18 protein-coding genes are annotated in these 20,181 nt (G+C 27.7%); 15 read left to right on the plus strand and 3 right to left on the minus strand.

Going from position 1 to position 20,181, the window contains the following annotated elements; translation table 11 throughout:
- The first annotated feature begins 132 nt into the window (after nucleotides 1-132).
- Nucleotides 133-1,362 (plus strand): S1C family serine protease, encoded by a 1,230-nt coding sequence (locus TY07_RS10705; protein WP_042399420.1) that lies wholly within the window; start codon nucleotides 133-135, stop codon nucleotides 1,360-1,362.
- A gap of 51 nt (nucleotides 1,363-1,413) precedes the next feature.
- Here TY07_RS10705 and TY07_RS10710 read toward each other — a convergent pair whose 3' ends face one another.
- Nucleotides 1,414-2,532, minus strand: a complete 1,119-nt coding sequence (locus TY07_RS10710) for a glycosyltransferase family 4 protein (protein ID WP_042399423.1) — start codon at nucleotides 2,530-2,532, stop codon at nucleotides 1,414-1,416.
- A 126-nt stretch (nucleotides 2,533-2,658) separates the two neighbouring features.
- On the opposite strand from TY07_RS10710, the gene TY07_RS10715 reads away from it, so the two are divergent.
- Genes TY07_RS10715 through TY07_RS10725 form a run of 3 tightly spaced genes read left to right on the plus strand, consistent with a single transcriptional unit; the run spans nucleotide 2,659 to nucleotide 5,458 of the window.
- Nucleotides 2,659-3,654, plus strand: a complete 996-nt coding sequence (locus TY07_RS10715; RefSeq protein ID WP_042399426.1) for a CotS family spore coat protein — start codon at nucleotides 2,659-2,661, stop codon at nucleotides 3,652-3,654.
- Between the two features lie 15 nt (nucleotides 3,655-3,669).
- The gene (locus TY07_RS10720) at nucleotides 3,670-4,410 is read left to right on the plus strand and encodes a hypothetical protein (RefSeq protein WP_052330698.1); all 741 of its coding nucleotides are present in this window, start codon (nucleotides 3,670-3,672) and stop codon (nucleotides 4,408-4,410) included.
- A 13-nt stretch (nucleotides 4,411-4,423) separates the two neighbouring features.
- On the plus strand, nucleotides 4,424-5,458 hold the full coding sequence (locus TY07_RS10725) for a CotS family spore coat protein (protein ID WP_042399429.1): 1,035 nt from the start codon (nucleotides 4,424-4,426) through the stop codon (nucleotides 5,456-5,458).
- 61 nt (nucleotides 5,459-5,519) lie between these two features.
- Here TY07_RS10725 and TY07_RS10730 read toward each other — a convergent pair whose 3' ends face one another.
- Nucleotides 5,520-6,638: a glycosyltransferase family 4 protein gene (locus TY07_RS10730; protein WP_042399432.1), complete on the minus strand. Its 1,119-nt coding sequence runs from the start codon at nucleotides 6,636-6,638 to the stop codon at nucleotides 5,520-5,522.
- Between the two features lie 104 nt (nucleotides 6,639-6,742).
- Between TY07_RS10730 and TY07_RS10735 the strand changes: the two genes are divergently transcribed.
- Nucleotides 6,743-7,744, plus strand: a complete 1,002-nt coding sequence (locus tag TY07_RS10735) for a CotS family spore coat protein (RefSeq protein WP_042399435.1) — start codon at nucleotides 6,743-6,745, stop codon at nucleotides 7,742-7,744.
- Between the two features lie 139 nt (nucleotides 7,745-7,883).
- Here TY07_RS10735 and yabG read toward each other — a convergent pair whose 3' ends face one another.
- Nucleotides 7,884-8,762 carry a sporulation peptidase YabG gene (yabG, locus tag TY07_RS10740; protein ID WP_042399437.1) on the minus strand — a complete coding sequence of 293 codons (879 nt, stop codon included), beginning with the start codon at nucleotides 8,760-8,762 and terminating at the stop codon, nucleotides 7,884-7,886.
- Between the two features lie 259 nt (nucleotides 8,763-9,021).
- Here yabG and TY07_RS10745 point away from each other — a divergent pair, with 259 nt between their 5' ends.
- The 10 genes from TY07_RS10745 to TY07_RS10790 all read left to right on the plus strand — a co-directional run bounded on the left by TY07_RS10745 (nucleotide 9,022) and on the right by TY07_RS10790 (nucleotide 20,163).
- A complete protein-coding gene (locus TY07_RS10745) occupies nucleotides 9,022-9,258 on the plus strand; it encodes a Veg family protein (protein ID WP_042399439.1) in 237 nt (78 codons plus the stop codon).
- A gap of 464 nt (nucleotides 9,259-9,722) precedes the next feature.
- The gene (locus TY07_RS10750) at nucleotides 9,723-11,291 is read left to right on the plus strand and encodes a DUF3794 and LysM peptidoglycan-binding domain-containing protein (protein ID WP_042399441.1); all 1,569 of its coding nucleotides are present in this window, start codon (nucleotides 9,723-9,725) and stop codon (nucleotides 11,289-11,291) included.
- A gap of 108 nt (nucleotides 11,292-11,399) precedes the next feature.
- Nucleotides 11,400-12,233: a cyanophycinase gene (locus tag TY07_RS10755; protein ID WP_042399443.1), complete on the plus strand. Its 834-nt coding sequence runs from the start codon at nucleotides 11,400-11,402 to the stop codon at nucleotides 12,231-12,233.
- On the plus strand, nucleotides 12,217-14,832 hold the full coding sequence (gene cphA, locus TY07_RS10760; protein ID WP_042399446.1) for a cyanophycin synthetase: 2,616 nt from the start codon (nucleotides 12,217-12,219) through the stop codon (nucleotides 14,830-14,832). The genes TY07_RS10755 and cphA overlap by 17 nt, the downstream gene beginning before the upstream one ends.
- 127 nt (nucleotides 14,833-14,959) lie before the next feature.
- Nucleotides 14,960-15,805 (plus strand): 4-(cytidine 5'-diphospho)-2-C-methyl-D-erythritol kinase, encoded by an 846-nt coding sequence (gene ispE / locus TY07_RS10765; protein ID WP_042399449.1) that lies wholly within the window; start codon nucleotides 14,960-14,962, stop codon nucleotides 15,803-15,805.
- 74 nt (nucleotides 15,806-15,879) lie between these two features.
- Entirely contained in the window at nucleotides 15,880-16,566 is a 687-nt protein-coding gene (gene spoIIR, locus TY07_RS10770; protein WP_042399452.1) for a stage II sporulation protein R, read from the plus strand.
- Nucleotides 16,567-16,579: 13 nt separating this feature from the next.
- On the plus strand, nucleotides 16,580-17,569 hold the full coding sequence (locus TY07_RS10775; RefSeq protein WP_042399456.1) for a DUF814 domain-containing protein: 990 nt from the start codon (nucleotides 16,580-16,582) through the stop codon (nucleotides 17,567-17,569).
- A 9-nt stretch (nucleotides 17,570-17,578) separates the two neighbouring features.
- Nucleotides 17,579-17,995 carry a YwiB family protein gene (locus TY07_RS10780; RefSeq protein WP_042399459.1) on the plus strand — a complete coding sequence of 139 codons (417 nt, stop codon included), beginning with the start codon at nucleotides 17,579-17,581 and terminating at the stop codon, nucleotides 17,993-17,995.
- A gap of 92 nt (nucleotides 17,996-18,087) precedes the next feature.
- Complete coding sequence (locus TY07_RS10785) at nucleotides 18,088-18,408, plus strand: hypothetical protein (RefSeq protein WP_042399462.1); 321 nt, start codon at nucleotides 18,088-18,090, stop codon at nucleotides 18,406-18,408.
- Nucleotides 18,409-18,558: 150 nt separating this feature from the next.
- Entirely contained in the window at nucleotides 18,559-20,163 is a 1,605-nt protein-coding gene (locus TY07_RS10790; RefSeq protein ID WP_042399464.1) for a CTP synthase, read from the plus strand.
- The last annotated feature ends 18 nt before the right edge of the window (nucleotides 20,164-20,181 follow it).

A 20,181-nucleotide genomic window follows, 5' to 3' on the forward strand; every position in this document is an offset into this window, starting at 1 on the left:
TTATTTTTTTTCTAAAAGTAACTTAATTTATTAAGTAATATAATATTTACTATTTGTCATATATTTGACACATACAGTGGTTATATTATAAGTATCAAATAAATGAAAAATAAATTAAAGGAGTTAGTATATATGGATAATGAGAATATTTATGACGCTGCATATAGTGAAGCACATATAGTTGAGGAAGGAGAAGTAAAAAACAACTTTGAAGAACAACATAAAAAAAAGAATAGTAAAAAAAAGAGAGGAAATGGAAACGGATTTGCTAAATATATTGCAATAGCTCTTATTTGTTCTTTATTTGGAGGAGTAGTTGGTTCAGGAATTACTTACGTTATAGCAGATAAAGGCAATAATAGTACTAAATCAAATAATAGTGTGGTGACAGATCCAGTATCATTTGCAACAGATAATACAGCATTATCAGCAGCAGATATATATAAGAAAGTAGCACCTGCAGTTGTTATGGTATCAACAAAATCAATTCAAAGTGTTAATGGTTGGTTTCAACAAGAAACTGAGGGTATGGGATCAGGATTTATAATTAATGAAGATGGGTATATTTTAACAAACTATCATGTAATTGATGGAGCAAAAGAAGTTACAGTAACATTAAGTGATGGTAGGGAAGTTACTGCTTCAGTAGTAAATTATGATGCTGATCAAGACGTAGCTATGATAAAAATTAATGATGATATAGAAGTTCCTGGAGTAGTAGAATTAGGAGATTCAGATGCATTACAACCAGGTGAAGAAGTATTAGCAATTGGTAATCCACTATCAAAAGAATTATCATCAACATTAACAAAAGGAATAATAAGTGCATTAAATAGAAGTGTTGAAACTGAATCAGGTGTTAGCAGTAACTTAATTCAAACAGATACAGCTATTAATTCAGGTAATAGTGGTGGACCATTAATAAACACTAAAGGCGAAGTTATTGGAATTAATACATTAAAAGCTAGTGATGGAGCAGAAGGTATTGGATTTGCAATTCCAATTAATGATGTTAAAGATAAAATAGATTCATTATCTAAACCAATATTAAATTTAGGTGTTTCAATTAGGGTAGTTGATGAACCTTTAGCTAAACAATTAAATTTAGAAGAAGGTTTATATGTTGTAGAAGTTAACGAATATTCACCAGCTGAAAAAGCAGGATTAAAGAGTGGTGATTTAATAGTTAAAGCAGATGGAACTAGAATAAAGACATTCGAAGAGTTACAAGAAATTAAAAACTCTAAAGAAGAAGGAGATACTATTAATATTGAATTTATTAGAGATGGTAAAACTAAAAATACTACTATAACATTAACATCAACATCATCAACATCATCTTCAGAATCAACAACAAATTAATTATGAATAAATAGACCATGTGGCTTAATAAGACTACATGGTCTATTTATTTTACTTTAAAATGCTTTCATAAGCTTTTAATGTAGAAATAGCAGTGTTTTTCCAAGTGAAGTTTAAGCTGTTTTTATAACCTTTTTCACCATATTCAATTAATGAATCATAAGAATTTAATAATTGAAGCATTGAAGAAGCTAGTTCATCTTTATTATTTGGATTAATTAAGATTGCAGCATCAGAAGTAACTTCTGGTATTGATGTTAAATTGGATGTTATAACAGGAGTACCACAGCTCATTGCTTCAAGTGGTGGAAGGCCGAAGCCTTCATAAAGTGAAGGATAAATAAATAACTCGCATGCATTATAAAAGTAAGGTAAGTCATCATCGACTACAAATCCAGTAAATATTACTTTGTCATCAATGTAAAGTTCTTTACATAAATCTTGTAGTTTAGCACCTTCATCACGGACAGACCCACATAATACAAGTTTATAATCTTTATTTAGAGATTTATATATGCTGTTAAATGATAATATAAGTTCTTTGACATTTTTTCTAGTACTAAAACCACCTATATATAATAAAAAAGGTGAAGAAATATGATATTTATTTTTTATATAATCAATACAAACTTGTTTATCTAAAGGTTTATAAGTTGAATTTGCTGCTAAAGGAGTAACAAATATTTTATCCTCATTAACTGAAGGAAAGAATTTTAAGATATCTTTTTTTGAATATTCGGATACAGTTAAGATTGCTTTAGAATTATTAATTATTAGGGGCATATCCCTAAGAAATCTTTCTAAGTATCCTCTACCAACAGTTTCAGGTAATATATAAGGGATTAAATCATGTATTGTAACTATTACAGGTGAAGTATATGATGTATTTAATCCAATTCCGTTTTGGGGTATATGATGTAAATCTATGCTATTTTCTTCAATATAACTTGGATAGTAATAATCTTCATAAAATGTTCCATGCTTTTTTGAAGTAAAAATTATTTTTGAATTATCCCTTTTAAACTCTCCATAATTTTCACCAGCCCAAAAAATAGAATAAGTATTTTTTTGATCTATATTAAGAAGCTCTCTGAGAAGATTTTCTGTGTAAGTACCTATACCAGAACCTTTATATAAATTAATCCCTCTAGCATCTATTGATAATTTCAAAGCATAACGCCTCCTAAAAAAACCTATAATATTATAAATATTAAATTAAAGTAATTTATGTGATAGTAAACACAATGAAATATAAAATTTCATATAATACAAAGAAGAAAGCTTTAGGAGTAAGCGATGAATAAGGAAAATTTAAAAGAATCTATAGAATCTAATTATGATATTAAGGTGCTAGCTATAGAGAAAGTAAAAAATAGTTATAGATTAGAAACTGAAAATACTAATTATGCTATAAAGATAATAAAGTATGATTTTCCACACTTCTATTTTATTTTATCTGCAATAGAACATCTTCAAAAAAGAGAATTTCATAAAATACCCCAAATATTAAACAACAAAGATGGAACAAAGTATATTAAATTGGAAAATAGCTATGCTTATTTAACAGAATGGATACCATCTAGAGTAAGCAATTATGATAACCCTATTGAATTATCAAAAGTTGCTGAAAAGCTAGGAGAGCTTCATACCCGTAGTACAGGTTTTAATATAAATAACAATATGAGACCACGAATAGGATGGTATTCATGGATTAATGTATTTAATACACGATGCAATGAAATATTAGATTTTAAAAATAGAATAAATCAAAAAGCATATAAGTCAAAATTTGATTGTATTTATTTAAATAATATAGAAGCAGAAATAGAGAGAGGAAAAAAAGCAATAGATAATTTAAAGAAGCATAAATATATTGAAATAATGGATAAAGAAGTAATGAAGATGGGATTTTGTCATCACGATTATGCCCACCATAATATATTGGTTGATGATAAAAATGAATTGAATATTATTGATTTTGATTATTGCATTTTAGATTCGCATTTACATGATTTAGCATCATTATTAATTAGAGCTATGAAAGGGGCTAAGTGGAGTAAGGATAAAGCTGATTTAATTATTAAAAATTACTGTAAAAGTAATGGATTATATGAAGATGAATTTAAATTAATAGGTGATTTTATAAAATTTCCACAAACATTTTGGCAAATAGGTATTCAGTATTATTGGGAGCAACAACCTTGGGGAGAAGATTTTTTTGAAGAGAAAATAAACAAATATTTAGAAGATGTTGAATATAGGGAAGAATTCTTAGAGTCATATTTCAAATAAAGAGGTGGATGATATTTGGATATAATAGAATTTTTAAATGGGAATGGTATTATCGTTGGGGAGGAAAACTTTCCTAAGGGTAGTAAGAAAAAATATATGTGGGATATTGACTATCAAATAGCATTAATGGTGGAAATTCAAAAAATAATGATGGGTAAAAAATCATATATAATTCCTAGAATAGAAAGTTCAATTGGACATGAAATAGAAACATTTATTGTACAAGCAAAAAAAACTTCTAAAATGTTAAAGTTGTTTGAGGAAAAAATGTCTAAAAGCGATTTAGATTACTTTATTATTGAGGAAGGAAATAAAATTTTAGATAGAGCTAACAAATCTTTAGATACATTAGATGAGGATGAATACTTAAAAATAATAGTAAGGAGTATGAATAATTATGAGGTTTGCTTAGGAAGAGTAGATGAAGGAAATCTAAAAAAAGAGGGAATGGCAATTTGTATAAGAACAATAAGATATATCTCATATAATATGATTGAACATGATTGCTATAGTTATATAAAAAGGTTAAAAAGAAGGGGGTATAGTGGTGATATTGTTCATATAATAAATAAGTTTGCAGAAGAGTCTAATTTAAAAAGTGAAAGTATAGATTATATGAAAGTACTGGCAAATTATCCTGTAGAGTCAATAAAAGTATTATCAAAACTAAGGTACGATAGAGAACGATTCACTGATGATGAATGGGCAAAGGAGATTAATATGTCTCAAAGTATAGATGGTATTGAGCTTTTATGAATGGAGGAACAAAATGAATAAATTTAGATATATAGATAAAAAGATATTGTGTAGCTATGACCTAAGTGAGGAATTTTTTAAAGAACTAGGTGTAGAAGTATATGATATTATTCCATTAAGAAAAGTATTTGTAATTTTTACCGATAAGGGTAAAAAAATATTAAAAAGAATTAACTCATCGGAAGAAAGAGTTGAATTTATAAATAAAGCTTTAAATATAATCAAAGAAAAAGATAAGTATATACTTCAATATTGCACTAATTCAAAGGGAAAAATAATCACTAAGTGGCATGGAAAATCTTTTGTATTATTAGATATGATAGATGGAAGAGAGGCTACATTTACAAATCCAATTGAAGTTGAATGGTGTACAAAGTCTTTAGCTAATTTCCATAAAGCATCAGAAGGGATAATTAATGATTTAAATGAAAAAGAAGTTAATTTAAATGGAGCAAAAAATTTAATTTATGAATTTTTAAATGATTTATGTATTATAACAGAGATTGAAAGAGTGGTTAGTAAATTTAATTATAAAAATGAATTTGATTTAATGTTTTTAAAGAATGTATCAAAAGCAAAAAATGATTTAAATAAATGTATTAATCTACTGACTGAAGGGCCATATAATGAGTTATATGCTAAAAAAGATAATTATGTATTGTGTCATTTAGATTTGGCTCATCATAATTTTATAATAGAGGATAATGAAATAAATATAATTGATTTTGATTATTGCAAATTAGGCATTAAGGTGTTAGATATATATAATTATATTGTTAAGGTTATAAAAAACTATGCTTACAATAAAGATATACTAGTTAAAATAATAAATGATTATAATGAAATTTTTGAAATATCAGTTAAAGAGAAAAAAGTAGTTTCTGCATTACTAAATTATCCAAGAGATTTTATAAATATTTCAATGGATTATTATTTGAAACAAAAGTCTTGGGATGAAGAGGTATTTATTAGTAGATTTAGAGATAAGATTGAAAATGATATTTTTAGAACTGAATTGTTAAGATGTTTAAATGAAAATTTAGAATAAAATTAAAGGGCTATGCGTTAGCATAGTCCTTACTTTATATATTACTTTATAAAAATAAGCATTAGAAGTTTATTATGCTTTCATAAGCCTTTATAGTGTTTAAGGCTGTATTTTTCCAAGAATAATTATTACTAGTAGACAAACCTCTTTCAATCATAGTCAATTTTAAGAAGCTATCAGTCAATACACGTTCCATTGAATAGCAAAGTTCATCAATATCATTAGGATCTATAAGTATAGCTGAATTCCTGCATACTTCTGGAAGTGAAGTGACATTAGAAGCTATTACTGGTACTCCACAAGCCATTGCTTCAAGTGGTGGTAGACCAAATCCCTCATAAAATGAAGGATATACTAAAAATTCACAGGCATTATAAAAAATAGGTAAATCATTTAATGGAATAAAATCAGTAAATATTACTGAATTAGAGATACCTAATTCTATTGCTTTATTTTTATAGATTTCGTATGATATTCCCTTTTTACCTGTTATTACAATCTTTAAATCTTCTTTTAAATTATCTTTTAAAAGAGAAAATGCCTCCAAAATGCCAATTATATTTTTTCTAGGGCTATATCCGCCAACATACAAAATAAAGTTATCAGCTATTTTGTAATTATCCTTAATAAATTTTTTACAATAAGCTCTATCAATTGGTCTATAAATATCTTCAGCGGCAAGATGAGTTACAAAAATTTTTTCCTTTGGAAAGTTAAATTCTTCAGCTATATCAAGCTTTGAAAACTCTGAAACTGTAATTATGCCATCGCAGTTATCTAATATTTTTGGCATTTCTTCATTGAATATTCTTAAATAACGGTCACTAACAGTTTGGGGCATTCTTAGTGGAATTATATCATGCAAGGTAATGGTCTTAGGACAATTAACATTGCCAGAAAGGCCTACACCATTTTGAGGAACGTGATATAGCTCCATATTAAAATTTTCAAGTAAATTAGGAACTTTTACATCATCCCAAAAATTATTGTTAGAGGAGTCTTTTGTATATTCTATAGAGAAATTATCTTTAAGATTTAAATCAGAATCTTCTGGGATGAAGGTAAGATAATGATTTAAATTGTCATATTTGCTTAAATTGGTAATAAGCTGATAAGTGTAGGTTCCTATACCTGTTCCCCTATACCATTTTGCGGCTCTTCCATCGATACCAATCTTCATGATTTAATCCTTTCAAAATAGTTATAATTTATTATATTATAATAATTTAAAAATGTTAATAAAAGTAGATATATGTACATATAAATATAAAGGGGGTGAGGAATATGATGAGAGAATTTGAAATAGAAAGACAGTTTCAAATAAAAATAGATATAATAAAAGCAAATAAAGGTATCTATTATATTAAAACCAATAAAGGTGAACGATGTCTTAAAAAAATCAATTATGGGCCACAAAAACTTTTGTTTGTTTATGGTGCAAAAGAACATCTAATAAAAAATGGATTTGATAATGTAGATAGGTATTTTTTAAATATAGATGGTGAACCATATGCACTAGTTAATGAAGATTTATATACCTTATCAGAGTGGCTAGAAGGAAGAGAATGTGACTTCCATAACATAGAAGAAGTTAAAATTGCAGCACAGACTTTAGCAAAATTACATGAAGCATCAAAAGGATATGACCCTCCTGAAAACTCAAAATTAAAGAGTGATTTAGGAAGATGGCCAAGCCTTATGGAGAAAAGAATTAAATCATTAGATAAGATGCGTGATATGATAAGGAAAAAAAATAGGAAGAGTGACTTTGATTTATTATACTTAAAGTCAATGGAGTTTTATAAGGAAATTGGAAAGAAGGCACTAAATACTTTAAATTCATCTGAATATATTAAATTATGTGAAATTGCAGAACAGGAAAAGAGTTTCTGCCATCATGATTATACTTATCACAATATTATTTTAGGTAATGATAATTCTGTTAGTGTAATAGATTTTGATTATTGCAAGAGGGAAGTAAGAACATTTGATATTTCAAACTTTATGATAAAAGTTTTAAAGAGAAACAATTGGAACATAGATTTTGCAGATGCAATTATTGATTCCTATAATAGTATTTCGAAGTTAGATGAATGTGAATATAATGTCTTATATGCATACTTACAATTTCCACAAAGGTATTGGAGGTTAGCTAATAGATATTATTATAACGAAGTAAATTGGGGACAAAATACCTTTGATAGTAAATTAGAAAGTATAATTAACGAAAAAGATGAGTATTTAAAATTCTTAGATGAGTTTAAAAAGAAATATAACACAATTTAAAAGCCGGCTTTAAAGCTGGCTTTTAAAATACTGAGAATCAACATTTTGTTTAGTTAATAGTTAATGAATAAATTTAGCTAAGCTGAATTAAAAAAATAAGAAACTCTAATAGAAGTTTCTTATTTAACTATTAACTATATTAAATGTATGGTGATTTAGGATAGCCTTCACGATATTTTCCACGAGTTTGAAGTCCACCGATGCCTTTTATACCTGTGATTGTATTTTCAACTATATTTGTTATTGAAACTACAGAATCAATGTTAGTATAAGCTATTTTTTCGCATACAAAAACAGGATCTAAACAATGAATTAACACTCTACTAGGGGAACTAGCAAAATTAGCACCAGCATCTAATAGGCATTCATAGCAAGATTGACAAGCACCTGCAAAAATAACTAATTCATCATAACTAGAATTATAATTTCTAAGTGCCTTGACAGCATCTATATAATATTTTGAATTTCTATAATTATTTAAATCTAAGTAATCATCACTTGTTTTTAATACACTATCATGTCCAGTTAAAACTACAATATCTGGTTTAACTTCTTTAACTAAATCAACAACTTTCGTAGCTTGATCTTTTTCTGAAATAGCTCTACCAACAGCATCTAAAGAAAGTTGTTTATAAACTTTCAAGCATGTCTCTAAATAGTCTTTATCACCATCGATATGAAGAATTTTTCCAGGGCGCCCGAAAATTAATTCATTATTGGGTGCTTTTTTTTGAGATTTACTGCTACGTGTGAATTGTGATATATCATGCCTATATCCACGGGTATTTACAGCCTTTTTAATTGCGTCATTAACTCTGCTATTTAATATTTTCTCTTTTTCACCAATAAAATTAACATCAACATGTTCTAAATCATCTTCAGGTGAATCAGCAATTATTCTTATGCTTATACCTTTAAGTATATATACTATTTTACCATCTATTTCTTTTATATCGATAATTTTAAAAGTTATATCCTTATCATAGGATTTTCTTACAACAGTATCGCCTATTACCATTTTATTCTCCTAACTAATACATCATTTCAATCTATAATATGATATTTTCATGGCATTTGCCCCTCAAATATTTATTGATAATTTAATAATAATGAATAAAAAACTGTAAAAAAAGCAATAATAATTAATGGATAAAATGATAAATATATAAAGGTAAAAGTTTACATTGACAAAAACACCGTAAGGTGATAAAATAATTGGTTTTATTTGACAAAAGTGCTAAAAAGTTTTATAATATAGTTAGAAAGATGGTGGTCATATGGAAGGAAATAAAACATTAGCCAACATAAGAAGAGACATAGAAAACCACGTAGGTGAAAAAGTAACTTTAAAAGCCAATGGTGGAAGAAAAAAAATACTAGTAAATGATGGAGTAATAGAAAGTGTTCATCCAAGTATTTTTGTTGTAAGGTTAGATAATGACAACCAAAGGACTGTAACTTATAGTTATTCAGATGTTTTAACTAAAACTGTATCTTTATATTATGCGGTATAAGTAAGAGCTTCGAATTTTTTCGAAGCTCTTATTTTTGTTAAATTAAATTTAAACAAAAAAAAATGCATTTTATTTCTAAAAATACAATTATATTAATATACATATATAAGAATAAAAAAAAAGAAAGATGGCGGGTATCCATCTTTCAACTATGGTATAAAAGGGTATTGAGAATTTATGAGAGGTTATATGGTCAATAACCATCTTTATAATATGACATATTTATAATAAAGTCAACAATTTATTTAAAAAAAAATAAAACTTTTTTATTTTGACACTAAATTTCGACAATTTAAACTAATAAATGGAAAAGAATAATGAGGTTTAGAAAAGTATGATGAATTTATTAATTAAAAAGATAAATTTATTATTTAAAAATTAGTAAACAGTTTGCCTATATTAGAATAAATATATATTTAGAGAATATAAATTATAGTAGGTATATACTATGGAGGAGGGATAGGATGTCTCAGATAGATGTTATTAAAGAAAGTGTTCAAAATGAACAACTAATAAGAGAAAGCTCTACTAATAATGTATTAAAAGGTGAATATTTAATAAAGGACTCACATCCAGATGTTCATCAAATTTTAGGAATAGAAGCAAAGGCAACTATTACTAACAAAGAAATACTAGCAGACAAAATAATGATAGAAGGTCAAATTAATTATTCTGTCATGTACTTATCTGAAGATGAAAGTAAGGTAACTAGTATAAATTCTGTTTGTTTATCAGAAAAATTCGCTGACTATCTTGATATTAATGCTGAAGAACATAAAGTCATTTGTGAAGTAGAGTGCATAATAGAACATATTCAAGCTAGTATAATGAATGAACGTAAGATTGCTATTGACGGAATAAGAACAACAAAATGGCTATTGTATAAAATTTGCGAATTTGAATTTGTAAAGGAAATAGAAGGTAGAGACGATATACAAATTAAGAGAAAAAGTGAAGAAATAAACCAATTGAAATGTGAAAAAGAAATAGAGATAATGGGCAAATCTATGATTAAAGTAACAATGGATAAGCCTGAGATTGAAGAAATATTAGCATCTTCATTGAATTTGCATAAAAAAGAAGTAAAGCTTGGCGAAGGTAAAATTTACTTTGGTTGCTATTGTAAGATAGAGGTTTTATGTAGAGGTAAAGAAGAAAATGATATTTTCTTACTACAAGATGATGTTTATTTATCTAAAGAGGAAGAGGCTATTGGAGTTAATGGCGATATGATTGCGACTAATCAAATGGAAATAGTAAATTCAGATAGTATAATAACAGCAGATGATTTAGGCGAGAATAGAGTTATTAATGTTGAGTTTAATGTAAAAGGAACTGTTAAGGTTATATCTAAAGAAATAATTGATGTTATTAAAGATGCATATTCACCAACACAATCAATTGAATTAACAAAGAAAAAATATGATATTGGAATAGTGCAAGGAGTAGTACCATCAGAATTAATAATAAAAGATAATTTATATCCAAAAAACGAGGATGAAAAAATTTCTTGTGTAGTTTGGACAGGCGGTTGTCCTTTAATTACTGAAACTTCTATTGAAGATGATAAGGTTAAGATTGAAGGTATAGTAAAAGTACAAGTTCTTTATAAGGTGGCAGAAGAGGAATGTAAGTTAGATATGTGTAGTGGAGAGATTCCATTTACATCAGTAATTGATTTAAAAGGTATTAAACCTGATATGAGTGCTATCTGTAAAGTTAAGTTGGAAAATTTAGATGGAACTGTTGAAGCTAATACAATAGGAATAAGAGCAACATTATCACTATTAGCTAAAGCTTACTATAAGATTGAAAAGGAATGGATAGTTGATATTCAAGAAGGAGAAGCAGAGAAAGAATGTAAAAAGGCATCAGTAACAATATACGTTGTTACTAGTGGTGATACATTATGGGAATTAGCTAAGAAATATAATACTACAATGGATTCATTGATTAAAATTAACGAATTAGAAAGTCCAGAGGCATTAGTTGAAGGAAAGAAGATAATAATACCTGGCAAATGTAAATTTTAATATTATTTAAGTTATAGGCCATTACAGCTTGATGTAATGGCCTTTTTCTATATGAATATATTTTGTTGTATTGGATAAAATAAGAAATACATGATATGAGGTGATAATTTGAGTGAAAAAATAAGTGGCAATTTAATTATAATTGGCGGAGCTGAAGATAAGAAGGGAAAGAAAGAGATACTAAAAAGGGTAGCAAAATATATTGATCCCAATAAAGACAAAATGCTAATAGCAACTATAGCAACAGAATACCCTGAAAAAAGCTATGAGAATTATAAAACTATATTTAATAATTTAGGTATAAAAAACATTGAAAAATTAGATATAAGTGTGAGAGAAGAGGCTTTTGAGAAAGAGAATATTGATTTAATTAAGGAAGCAGATTTATTATTTTTTACAGGTGGAGACCAATTAAGGATAACTAGTATGATAGGAGGAAGTCCAGTGTATGATGCTATTAAAGAATTATGTATTAATGGTGGTATTATTGCAGGAACATCAGCAGGGGCTTCTGTTATGAGCGATACAATGATTGTAGAAGGAAATGATGAAGAATCACCACATAAATGCACATTAAAAATGTCACCAGGATTAGGTCTAGTAAAAAATATAATAATAGATCAGCATTTTGCTCAAAGAGGAAGAATAGGAAGATTGCTTACTGCAATTGCTCAGAATCCCGAAGTATTAGGAATAGGTATAGATGAAGATACTGCAATATTAGTAAGTGATAAAGGAACAGCAGAAGTAATTGGCTCGGGAGCGGTATATTTTATTGATGGAAGCTGTATTGATTATAGTAATGTTTCAGAACAATATAGCGAAGAAGTACTCAGCATGTTTAATGTTAAACTGCATGTATTAAAAGAAGGAAATAGATTTAATCTATTAAAAAAGGTACCTTTTGAGGAGGATAAGGATTTTTATGAAAATCATAGATAGTACTGTTTATGATGGTAGAAATATTCATTCACATAAGAAATGTATAGTGTTAGACGTTGATTTGGAGGGATATTCGGAAATACCAAGCAAAGACATTAAAGGATTTAATGAAAAATTAGTGAAGTTACTTCCAATATTATATACACACAGATGTGGTATAGATGAAGAAGGCGGATTTGTTAAGCGATTAAAAGAAGGAACATATCTTGCACATATTTGCGAGCATATGATTATTGCCATGCATAATATTCTCGGAATGGATATAGCTTATGGAAAAGCTAGAGAAATTGAAGGTGATAAATATATTGTTGTATTTCAATATGAGTATCCAAGAGCAGGACTTGAGATAGGGAGGCTTGCTGTAGATATTATTAATTCATTTATAGAAAATAAAAATATATTATTTGATGACAGACTTAACGTAATAAAAAATATATTAAATGAGGAACTAATAGGACCTAGTTCATTTGAAATTTGTAATGCTGCGCAAAAAGTTGGTATGCCTATTTTGAAAATTGGGAATAGTGGATTTTATCAAATTGGATATGGAAAACAAGGTAGAATAATAGAATCAGCTATTAGTAACTCAACTAGTTGTGTTGCAGCTGATATTTCTTGTGATAAATTACTTACTAAAGAAATACTTAGAATACAGAACCTGCCTATTTCTAGGGGGGAGAAGGTAAGTAATATTATAGGGTTATTAAAAGCTGCAGAAAACTTAGAATATCCAGTTGTATTAAAACCTGAGTTTGGAAGTAAGGGTAGAGATGTAATACTAAAGATAAAAACTGATAAAGAATTGGTGGATTCTTATCAGAAGTTAACTAAAAAATATAAGGATATAATAATAGAAAAATATTACGAAGGCGATGACTATAGAGTATGTGTTATAAATAATAAAGTTGTTGCTGTATCAAAGAGAATTCCACCATATATTATAGGTGATGGAATAAAATCAATAAATCAGCTTATAAATGATTTGAACAGTGATGAAAGAAGAGGCGAAGATCATGAAAAGCCACTTACTAAAATTAAAATAGATGATGAAGTTATTAGAAATTTAAATATAAATAATTATGGAATAAATTCAATTTTAGAAAAAGGTAAAAAGCTAATTTTAAGACAAAATTCAAACTTATCAACAGGTGGAATAGCTGTTGATTGTACTGATGATATTTCAGAGGAAAATAAAGAAATATGTATAAGAGCAGCTAAGGCTATTGGATTAGATATTTGTGGTGTAGATATTTGCACAAAGAGTATTAAAAAATCATTACTTGAAGAAGGTGCGATAATAGAAGTTAATGCAGCACCAGGATTAAGAATGCATTCATATCCTGCTATTGGAAAGAAAAGAAATGTTGGAATTGAAATAGTTAATATGATGTATAATAATAATCCTAAGAATATACCTGTTATTTCAATTACAGGCACAAATGGAAAAACTACAACTACAAGGATTATAAATAGTACATTATCAAAAATGGGATATTGTGTTGGAATGACTAGTACAGATGGTATTTATATAAATGGAGCATGTATAGATAATGGTGATGATACTGGATTTGAAAGTGCAAAGTGTGTATTGTTTAATAAAGATGTTGACGTAGCTGTTTTAGAAACGGCAAGAGGTGGTATAATAAGGAAAGGATTAGCTTATGATTTGGCTGATGTTGCAGTAATAACCAATATTACTGAAGATCACTTAGGGTTAAATAGAGTTAATACAATGGAAGATTTATGTATGGTGAAATCTTTAGTAGCAGAAGCTGTTAAAGAAGATGGTTATGTTGTAATAAATGCAGATGATGAATGGAGTAAAAAGATAATAAGTAGAATCAATGCGAATATAATTTATTTTTCAAAGGATTATAATAACGAATTAATAATAAATAATGAATCTAAAAATAGTATAGCAGTATATTTAAAAGATGATTATATATGTGTTAAAAATTTTGGAAAAGAATATAAAATAATTAGTGTAAAAAATATACCTATTACATTAAATGGAACTTTAGAATTTAATGTTGAAAATGCAATGGCTGCTTGTGCTGCGCTAGTAGCATTGAAAGTAGATTATGCAATGATAAAAATAGGACTTAGTAATTTTAATTCAAATGAAAACACAGGAAGATTTAATATTTATAATTGCAATGGGGTTAAAATTATTTTAGATTATGGTCATAATATAGAAGGGTATAAAAAAGTACTACCTACATTGAGATATATTACTAACGGAAAAATAACTGGTATAATAGGTGTACCAGGTGATAGAGGAAATTATGTTGCTAAAGAGATTGGTAAAATAAGTGCTAACTATCTTGATAAAATAATAATTAAAGAAGATAAAGATAGACGTGGAAAAAATATAGGAGAAGTTGCTGAAGTAATTAATCAAGGTGTTTTAGAAAGTAAGAATAATATTAAAGCACGAATTATACTAGATGAAGTGAAAGCTTTAGAAGTTGCATTTAATGAATCGATTCCGGGAGATACTATAATTGTATTTTTTGAAAAATTACAACCATTATTAGATTTTATAAAAACTAATCAATCTGATGATGAAAATCTAGGTAATGTTGCTAATTCAATTTAAAGAATACAACAATGACATATTTACTATAGTAAAAATAATATATATAATATATTTTATGAAGTTCAGGGTTTTTGGCTCTGAACTTCAATTTAAAATAGATACTTTCCGGTTGAAAGGATTTGAATATATGAAGATAAAGGCGTATGCAAAGATAAACATTTCCTTAGATGTAGTAGGAAAAAGAAAAGAGGATGGTTATCACCTATTAAGAATGATAATGCAAAACATTGATTTATATGATGAGATATATGTTGAGAAGCGTAAAGAAGGTATAACTATAGATTGTAACAAAAACTATGTACCTACTGATTCAAGAAATTTGGCATATAAGGCGGCAATGTTATTTAAAGAAAAGTATAATATTAAAGAAGGTGTCTATATAAACATCATAAAAAATATTCCTGTTTCAGCTGGATTAGCTGGGGGTAGTACTGATGGGGCAGCAGTATTAAAGCTTATGAATAAGCTTTTTGAAATTAATGCTTCAGATGAAGAATTAATGGAAATGGGTTTAAGCCTTGGTGCTGATATACCTTATTGCATTAAAGGAGGAACTGCTCTTTGTGAGGGAGTTGGAGAGAAAATAACACCTCTAAAGCCGTTTAAAGATAAAATCTTAGTATTGGTTAAACCAAGTTTTGGAGTGTCAACAAAAGAAGTATATAAAGCTTTTGATTTAGAAAAAGCAAGAATACATCCAAGAACTGAAAAATTAATTGAAGCTATAGAAAAAGATGATTTATATTATGTTGCAAATAACATGAAAAATTTACTAGAAAATGTTACTTTAAGAAAACATAATGTATTAATTAGAATAAAAGAAGAAATGAATAGATATGGCGCTGTTGGAAGTATGATGAGCGGTAGTGGGCCAAGTGTTTTTGCATTTTTTGATGATATGCTAAAAGCTCAAAGGTGCTACGAAAAGATGAAAGAAAATCATAGAGAAGTATTTTTAACTAGAACTATCTAAAAAATTAAATATTATAATGAAATGAATAAACCCCTTTAAATTGTCAATAATTATTACTAGAAAGGGGTTATGTTATGAAAAGATATATGTATTTTATAATAGTTTTAATTTTAGTAATATTTACATTGAATGGATGTGCTCAAGTTAATAATATAAATAATAATAGTTTAGAGCTTAATGAACTTAATTATGATGATATAAAGGACAAGCTGATTAGATTTCATGTAATAGCAAATAGCGATACAGAAGAAGATCAAAATCTTAAATTAAAAGTAAGAGATAAGGTTGTTGAAGCATTAAGTGAAAAGCTTAAAGGAGTAGAGTCGTTAGAAGAAGCAGAGGAGATTTTAGAAGATAATATTGAATATGTTAATGAAATAGCGAGACAAGTTATTACTAGCAATAATTATGATTATGAAGTAAATACAATGTTATCATATGAAAATTTTCCTAATAAAGTATATGGTGACTATATATTTCCACAGGGAAATTATGAAGCATATAGAGTTATAATAGGTTCAGGACAAGGACAAAATTGGTGGTGTGTAATGTTTCCATCATTATGTTTTGTTGATGAAAGTAAAAGTGATGTTGATTCAACAAAATTAAAAGAGGAAATTGAGAACATTGAACCAAAAGAAGATAAAGAAGAAAATAAAGTAGAAAAAAATACAAGTGATTTAAATAAAGAAGATAATAGTACAAAGAATATTAAAGTAAAATTTAAAATTGTTGAAGTTATTAATGATTTATTTAAATAATTAGGAGGATAAAATGACAAAAGCATTAGCGATGGTTTCAGGTGGATTAGACAGTATATTAGCAGCTAAGTTAATAAAAGAACAAGGTATAGAAGTAGTAGGAGTATGTTTTAGATCATATTTCTTTAGTGAAGCAAGTGCTATTAAAATGACAAAACAAATAGATATACCTTTAATAGTAGTTGATTTTTCACCAGAACATTTTGAATTAGTAAAGAACCCTAAGCATGGTAGAGGAAAAAATATGAATCCATGTATAGATTGCCATGCTATGATGATGAATTATGCAGGGAAATTATTAGAAGAACATAATGCAGATTTTATAATTACTGGAGAAGTATTAAATCAAAGACCGATGTCGCAAAACAGACAAGCTTTAAATATAGTAAAAAAAGAATCAGGATTTGCAAATAAGATATTAAGACCACTATGTGCTAAAAATATAGAACCAACTGAAATGGAGTTAAATGGTTTAGTTGATAGAGAGAAATTACTAGGTATTTCAGGTAGAAGCAGAAAGCCACAAATGGAATTAGCTGCTAAATGGGGAATAACAGAATACCCATCACCAGCAGGGGGATGTAGACTTACTGAGCCTAATTATGCATTAAGATTAAAGGATCTTTTAACATTTAAAGATGAAGTAGAAGAAGATGAATTAAGCTTATTAAGATATGGAAGACATTTTAGAACATCAGATAATAATAAAATAATAGTTGCTAGAACTAAAGAAGAGTCAGAAGCTATTAAGAAGCTTATAAATAAAGAATACTTATCATTCCATGCAACAGATTTTTCAGGAGCATTAGTTTTATTAGATAAGAACGGAACAGAAGATGATAAGGTATTAGCTGCAAGAATGGCTGCAAGATATAGTAAAGGAAGAGAAGAAGAAAAAGTAAAAATAAAATTTGGTATATATGGAACAAAGCTAGACAATCATATAGAAGTAGAACCAATTAATGATAATGAGTTAGAAAAATATATGATTTTTATAAAATAGGAGGAGAATATGGAGAAGAGAGCAATCATATCAGTAAAGAGTTTTTCAGATATTGATCCAAATGAAGCAATAGAAGTTGTAACACCAGGAACTTTTATTATACATGATGAAGGATTTAAGGCTATATATGAAGAATCAGAAATATCAGGAATGGATGGCACGACAACTACATTAAATATAAAAGATAATAGTATGGTACTAGAGAGAGTTGGATCTATAAATACAAATATGGAGTTTAAGGAAGGGGTAACGGCTGTATCTCTATATAATACTCCTTATGGAATTTTAGATTTAAATGTTGATACTAAGAAATTAAAGATAAATATAGATGAAAATGGTGGAGAAATACATTCAAAGTACGTTTTAGGCCTTGAAGGTCAAGAAGGTATAAGTACAGAATTAAGTATTAAAATCAAGGTAAATTAACTTAAATAGGCTTCTGAAAATAAATATATTTTCGGAGGCTTATTTTTATATGTATAAAAGTTTAGTGTAAGGAGAGAATTAAAGAAAATACAATGTTAAAAATAAAGGGTGTGAACAAAATAAATAAATATGAAAATATAATAATGATATTATGTCAATATTACGAAGTAAATTATGAGGAATTTAATAAACTATTAAAGAAAAGGGAAAAGTCATATTTAACAGTATTATTGATGAAAAAATTTAGGTGTTTAAATAGTGAAGGTTTAAAAGAAAAGTTAGGGATTATAAGTAATAGAAGTTTACACTACAAGATTAAAATTGCAGAAGAAAAGATTCTAATTAATAAGAAATTTAGAGATGAATATTTTGAATTAGAAGAAAAAATAAAAGAAAATTTAAAAAATGCATAAAAAACACTAGCCTAAATTAAACTAATGTGATACTATATTATCTATGATTGCTATTGCGCTAGGCAATAAGAGAGGTAATTTAAATTATATCACTATAAAAAGCAATAGTCAATAATAAAAATGAAAAAAATTAGAGCTGGGGGATTATACATGAATACAAAATATGTTTTTGTTACAGGTGGAGTTGTATCAGGATTAGGAAAGGGAATAACAGCAGCTTCATTAGGAAGATTATTAAAAAATAGAGGATTAAAGGTTTCTATACAAAAGTTTGATCCATATTTAAATGTAGATCCAGGAACAATGAGTCCATATCAACATGGAGAAGTTTTTGTAACTGATGATGGTGCAGAAACAGATTTAGATTTAGGGCATTATGAAAGATTTATAGATGAAAATTTAACTCAAAACAGTAATGTTACATCAGGTAGAATTTACTGGTCAGTTATTTCAAAAGAAAGAAGAGGAGAATATCTTGGAGGAACAGTTCAAGTAATACCTCATATAACAAATGCTATTAAAGAAAGAGTGTATAGGGTTGCTAAAGAAAGAGATGTAGATGTTGTAATAACTGAAATAGGAGGAACTGTTGGAGATATTGAATCACAACCATTCCTTGAAGCGATAAGACAAATAAAATATGATGTAGGCAGAGAAAATGTATGCTTTATACATGTTACATTAGTACCTTTCTTAGGAAAATCAGGAGAGCTTAAAACTAAGCCAACTCAACATTCAGTAAAAGAATTAAGAAGTATTGGTATTCAACCAGATATAATAGTTTGTAGATCTGAGAAGGAAATATCAGAAGATTTAAGAAATAAAATAGGATTATTCTGTAATATTGAAGGAAAGTGTGTAATTCAAAATTTAGATGCTGATCATTTATATGAAGTTCCATTAATGTTACATAAAGAAGGATTAGATAGATTAGTAGTAGAAAAATTAGAATTAGGATGTAGAGACATTGATAACAGTGAATGGATTGATATGGTTTCTAGATTGAAGAACCTAAAAGGTAATACTACTATTGCATTAGTAGGAAAATATGTTGAGTTACATGATGCATATTTATCAGTTGTAGAAGCGTTAAGTCATGGCGGATTAGCAAATGGGACTAACGTTGATATTAAATGGGTAAATGCAGTAGATGTTACAGCTGAAAACGTAGAGGAATTATTAGGTGGAGTAGATGGTATTCTTGTACCGGGTGGCTTCGGTGATAGAGGAGTAGAAGGTAAAATAGAAGCTATAAAATATGCTAGAGAAAAGAAAATACCTTTCTTAGGAATTTGTTTAGGTATGCAAACCGCTGTAATTGAATATGCAAGGAATGTATTAGGATATAGTGATGCAAATAGTTCTGAAATAAATCCAGAAACATCATATCCAGTAATAGATTTAATGCCAGAACAAAAGGATATCGAAGACCTAGGGGGAACAATGAGACTAGGATTATATCCATGTAAGTTAGATGAAAATTCAAAAGCTCATGAAGCTTATGAATCAGCATTAATTTACGAAAGACATAGACATAGATATGAATTTAATAATGAATATAGAAAACAAATAATTGAAGCTGGAATGAAAATTACAGGGACAAGTCCTGATGGTAGATTAGTGGAGATTGTAGAAGTGGAAAATCATCCATGGTTTGTAGCAGCGCAATTCCATCCAGAATTAAAATCAAGACCAAATAATCCACATCCTTTATTTAAAGCATTTATAAAAGCAACTTTAAAAGGAGAGGAGTAAAAAAACGAAGGGTTTACC

The sequence above is a fragment of the Clostridium saudiense genome, from assembly GCF_000577815.1.
Taxonomy (GTDB): domain Bacteria; phylum Bacillota; class Clostridia; order Clostridiales; family Clostridiaceae; genus Clostridium; species Clostridium saudiense.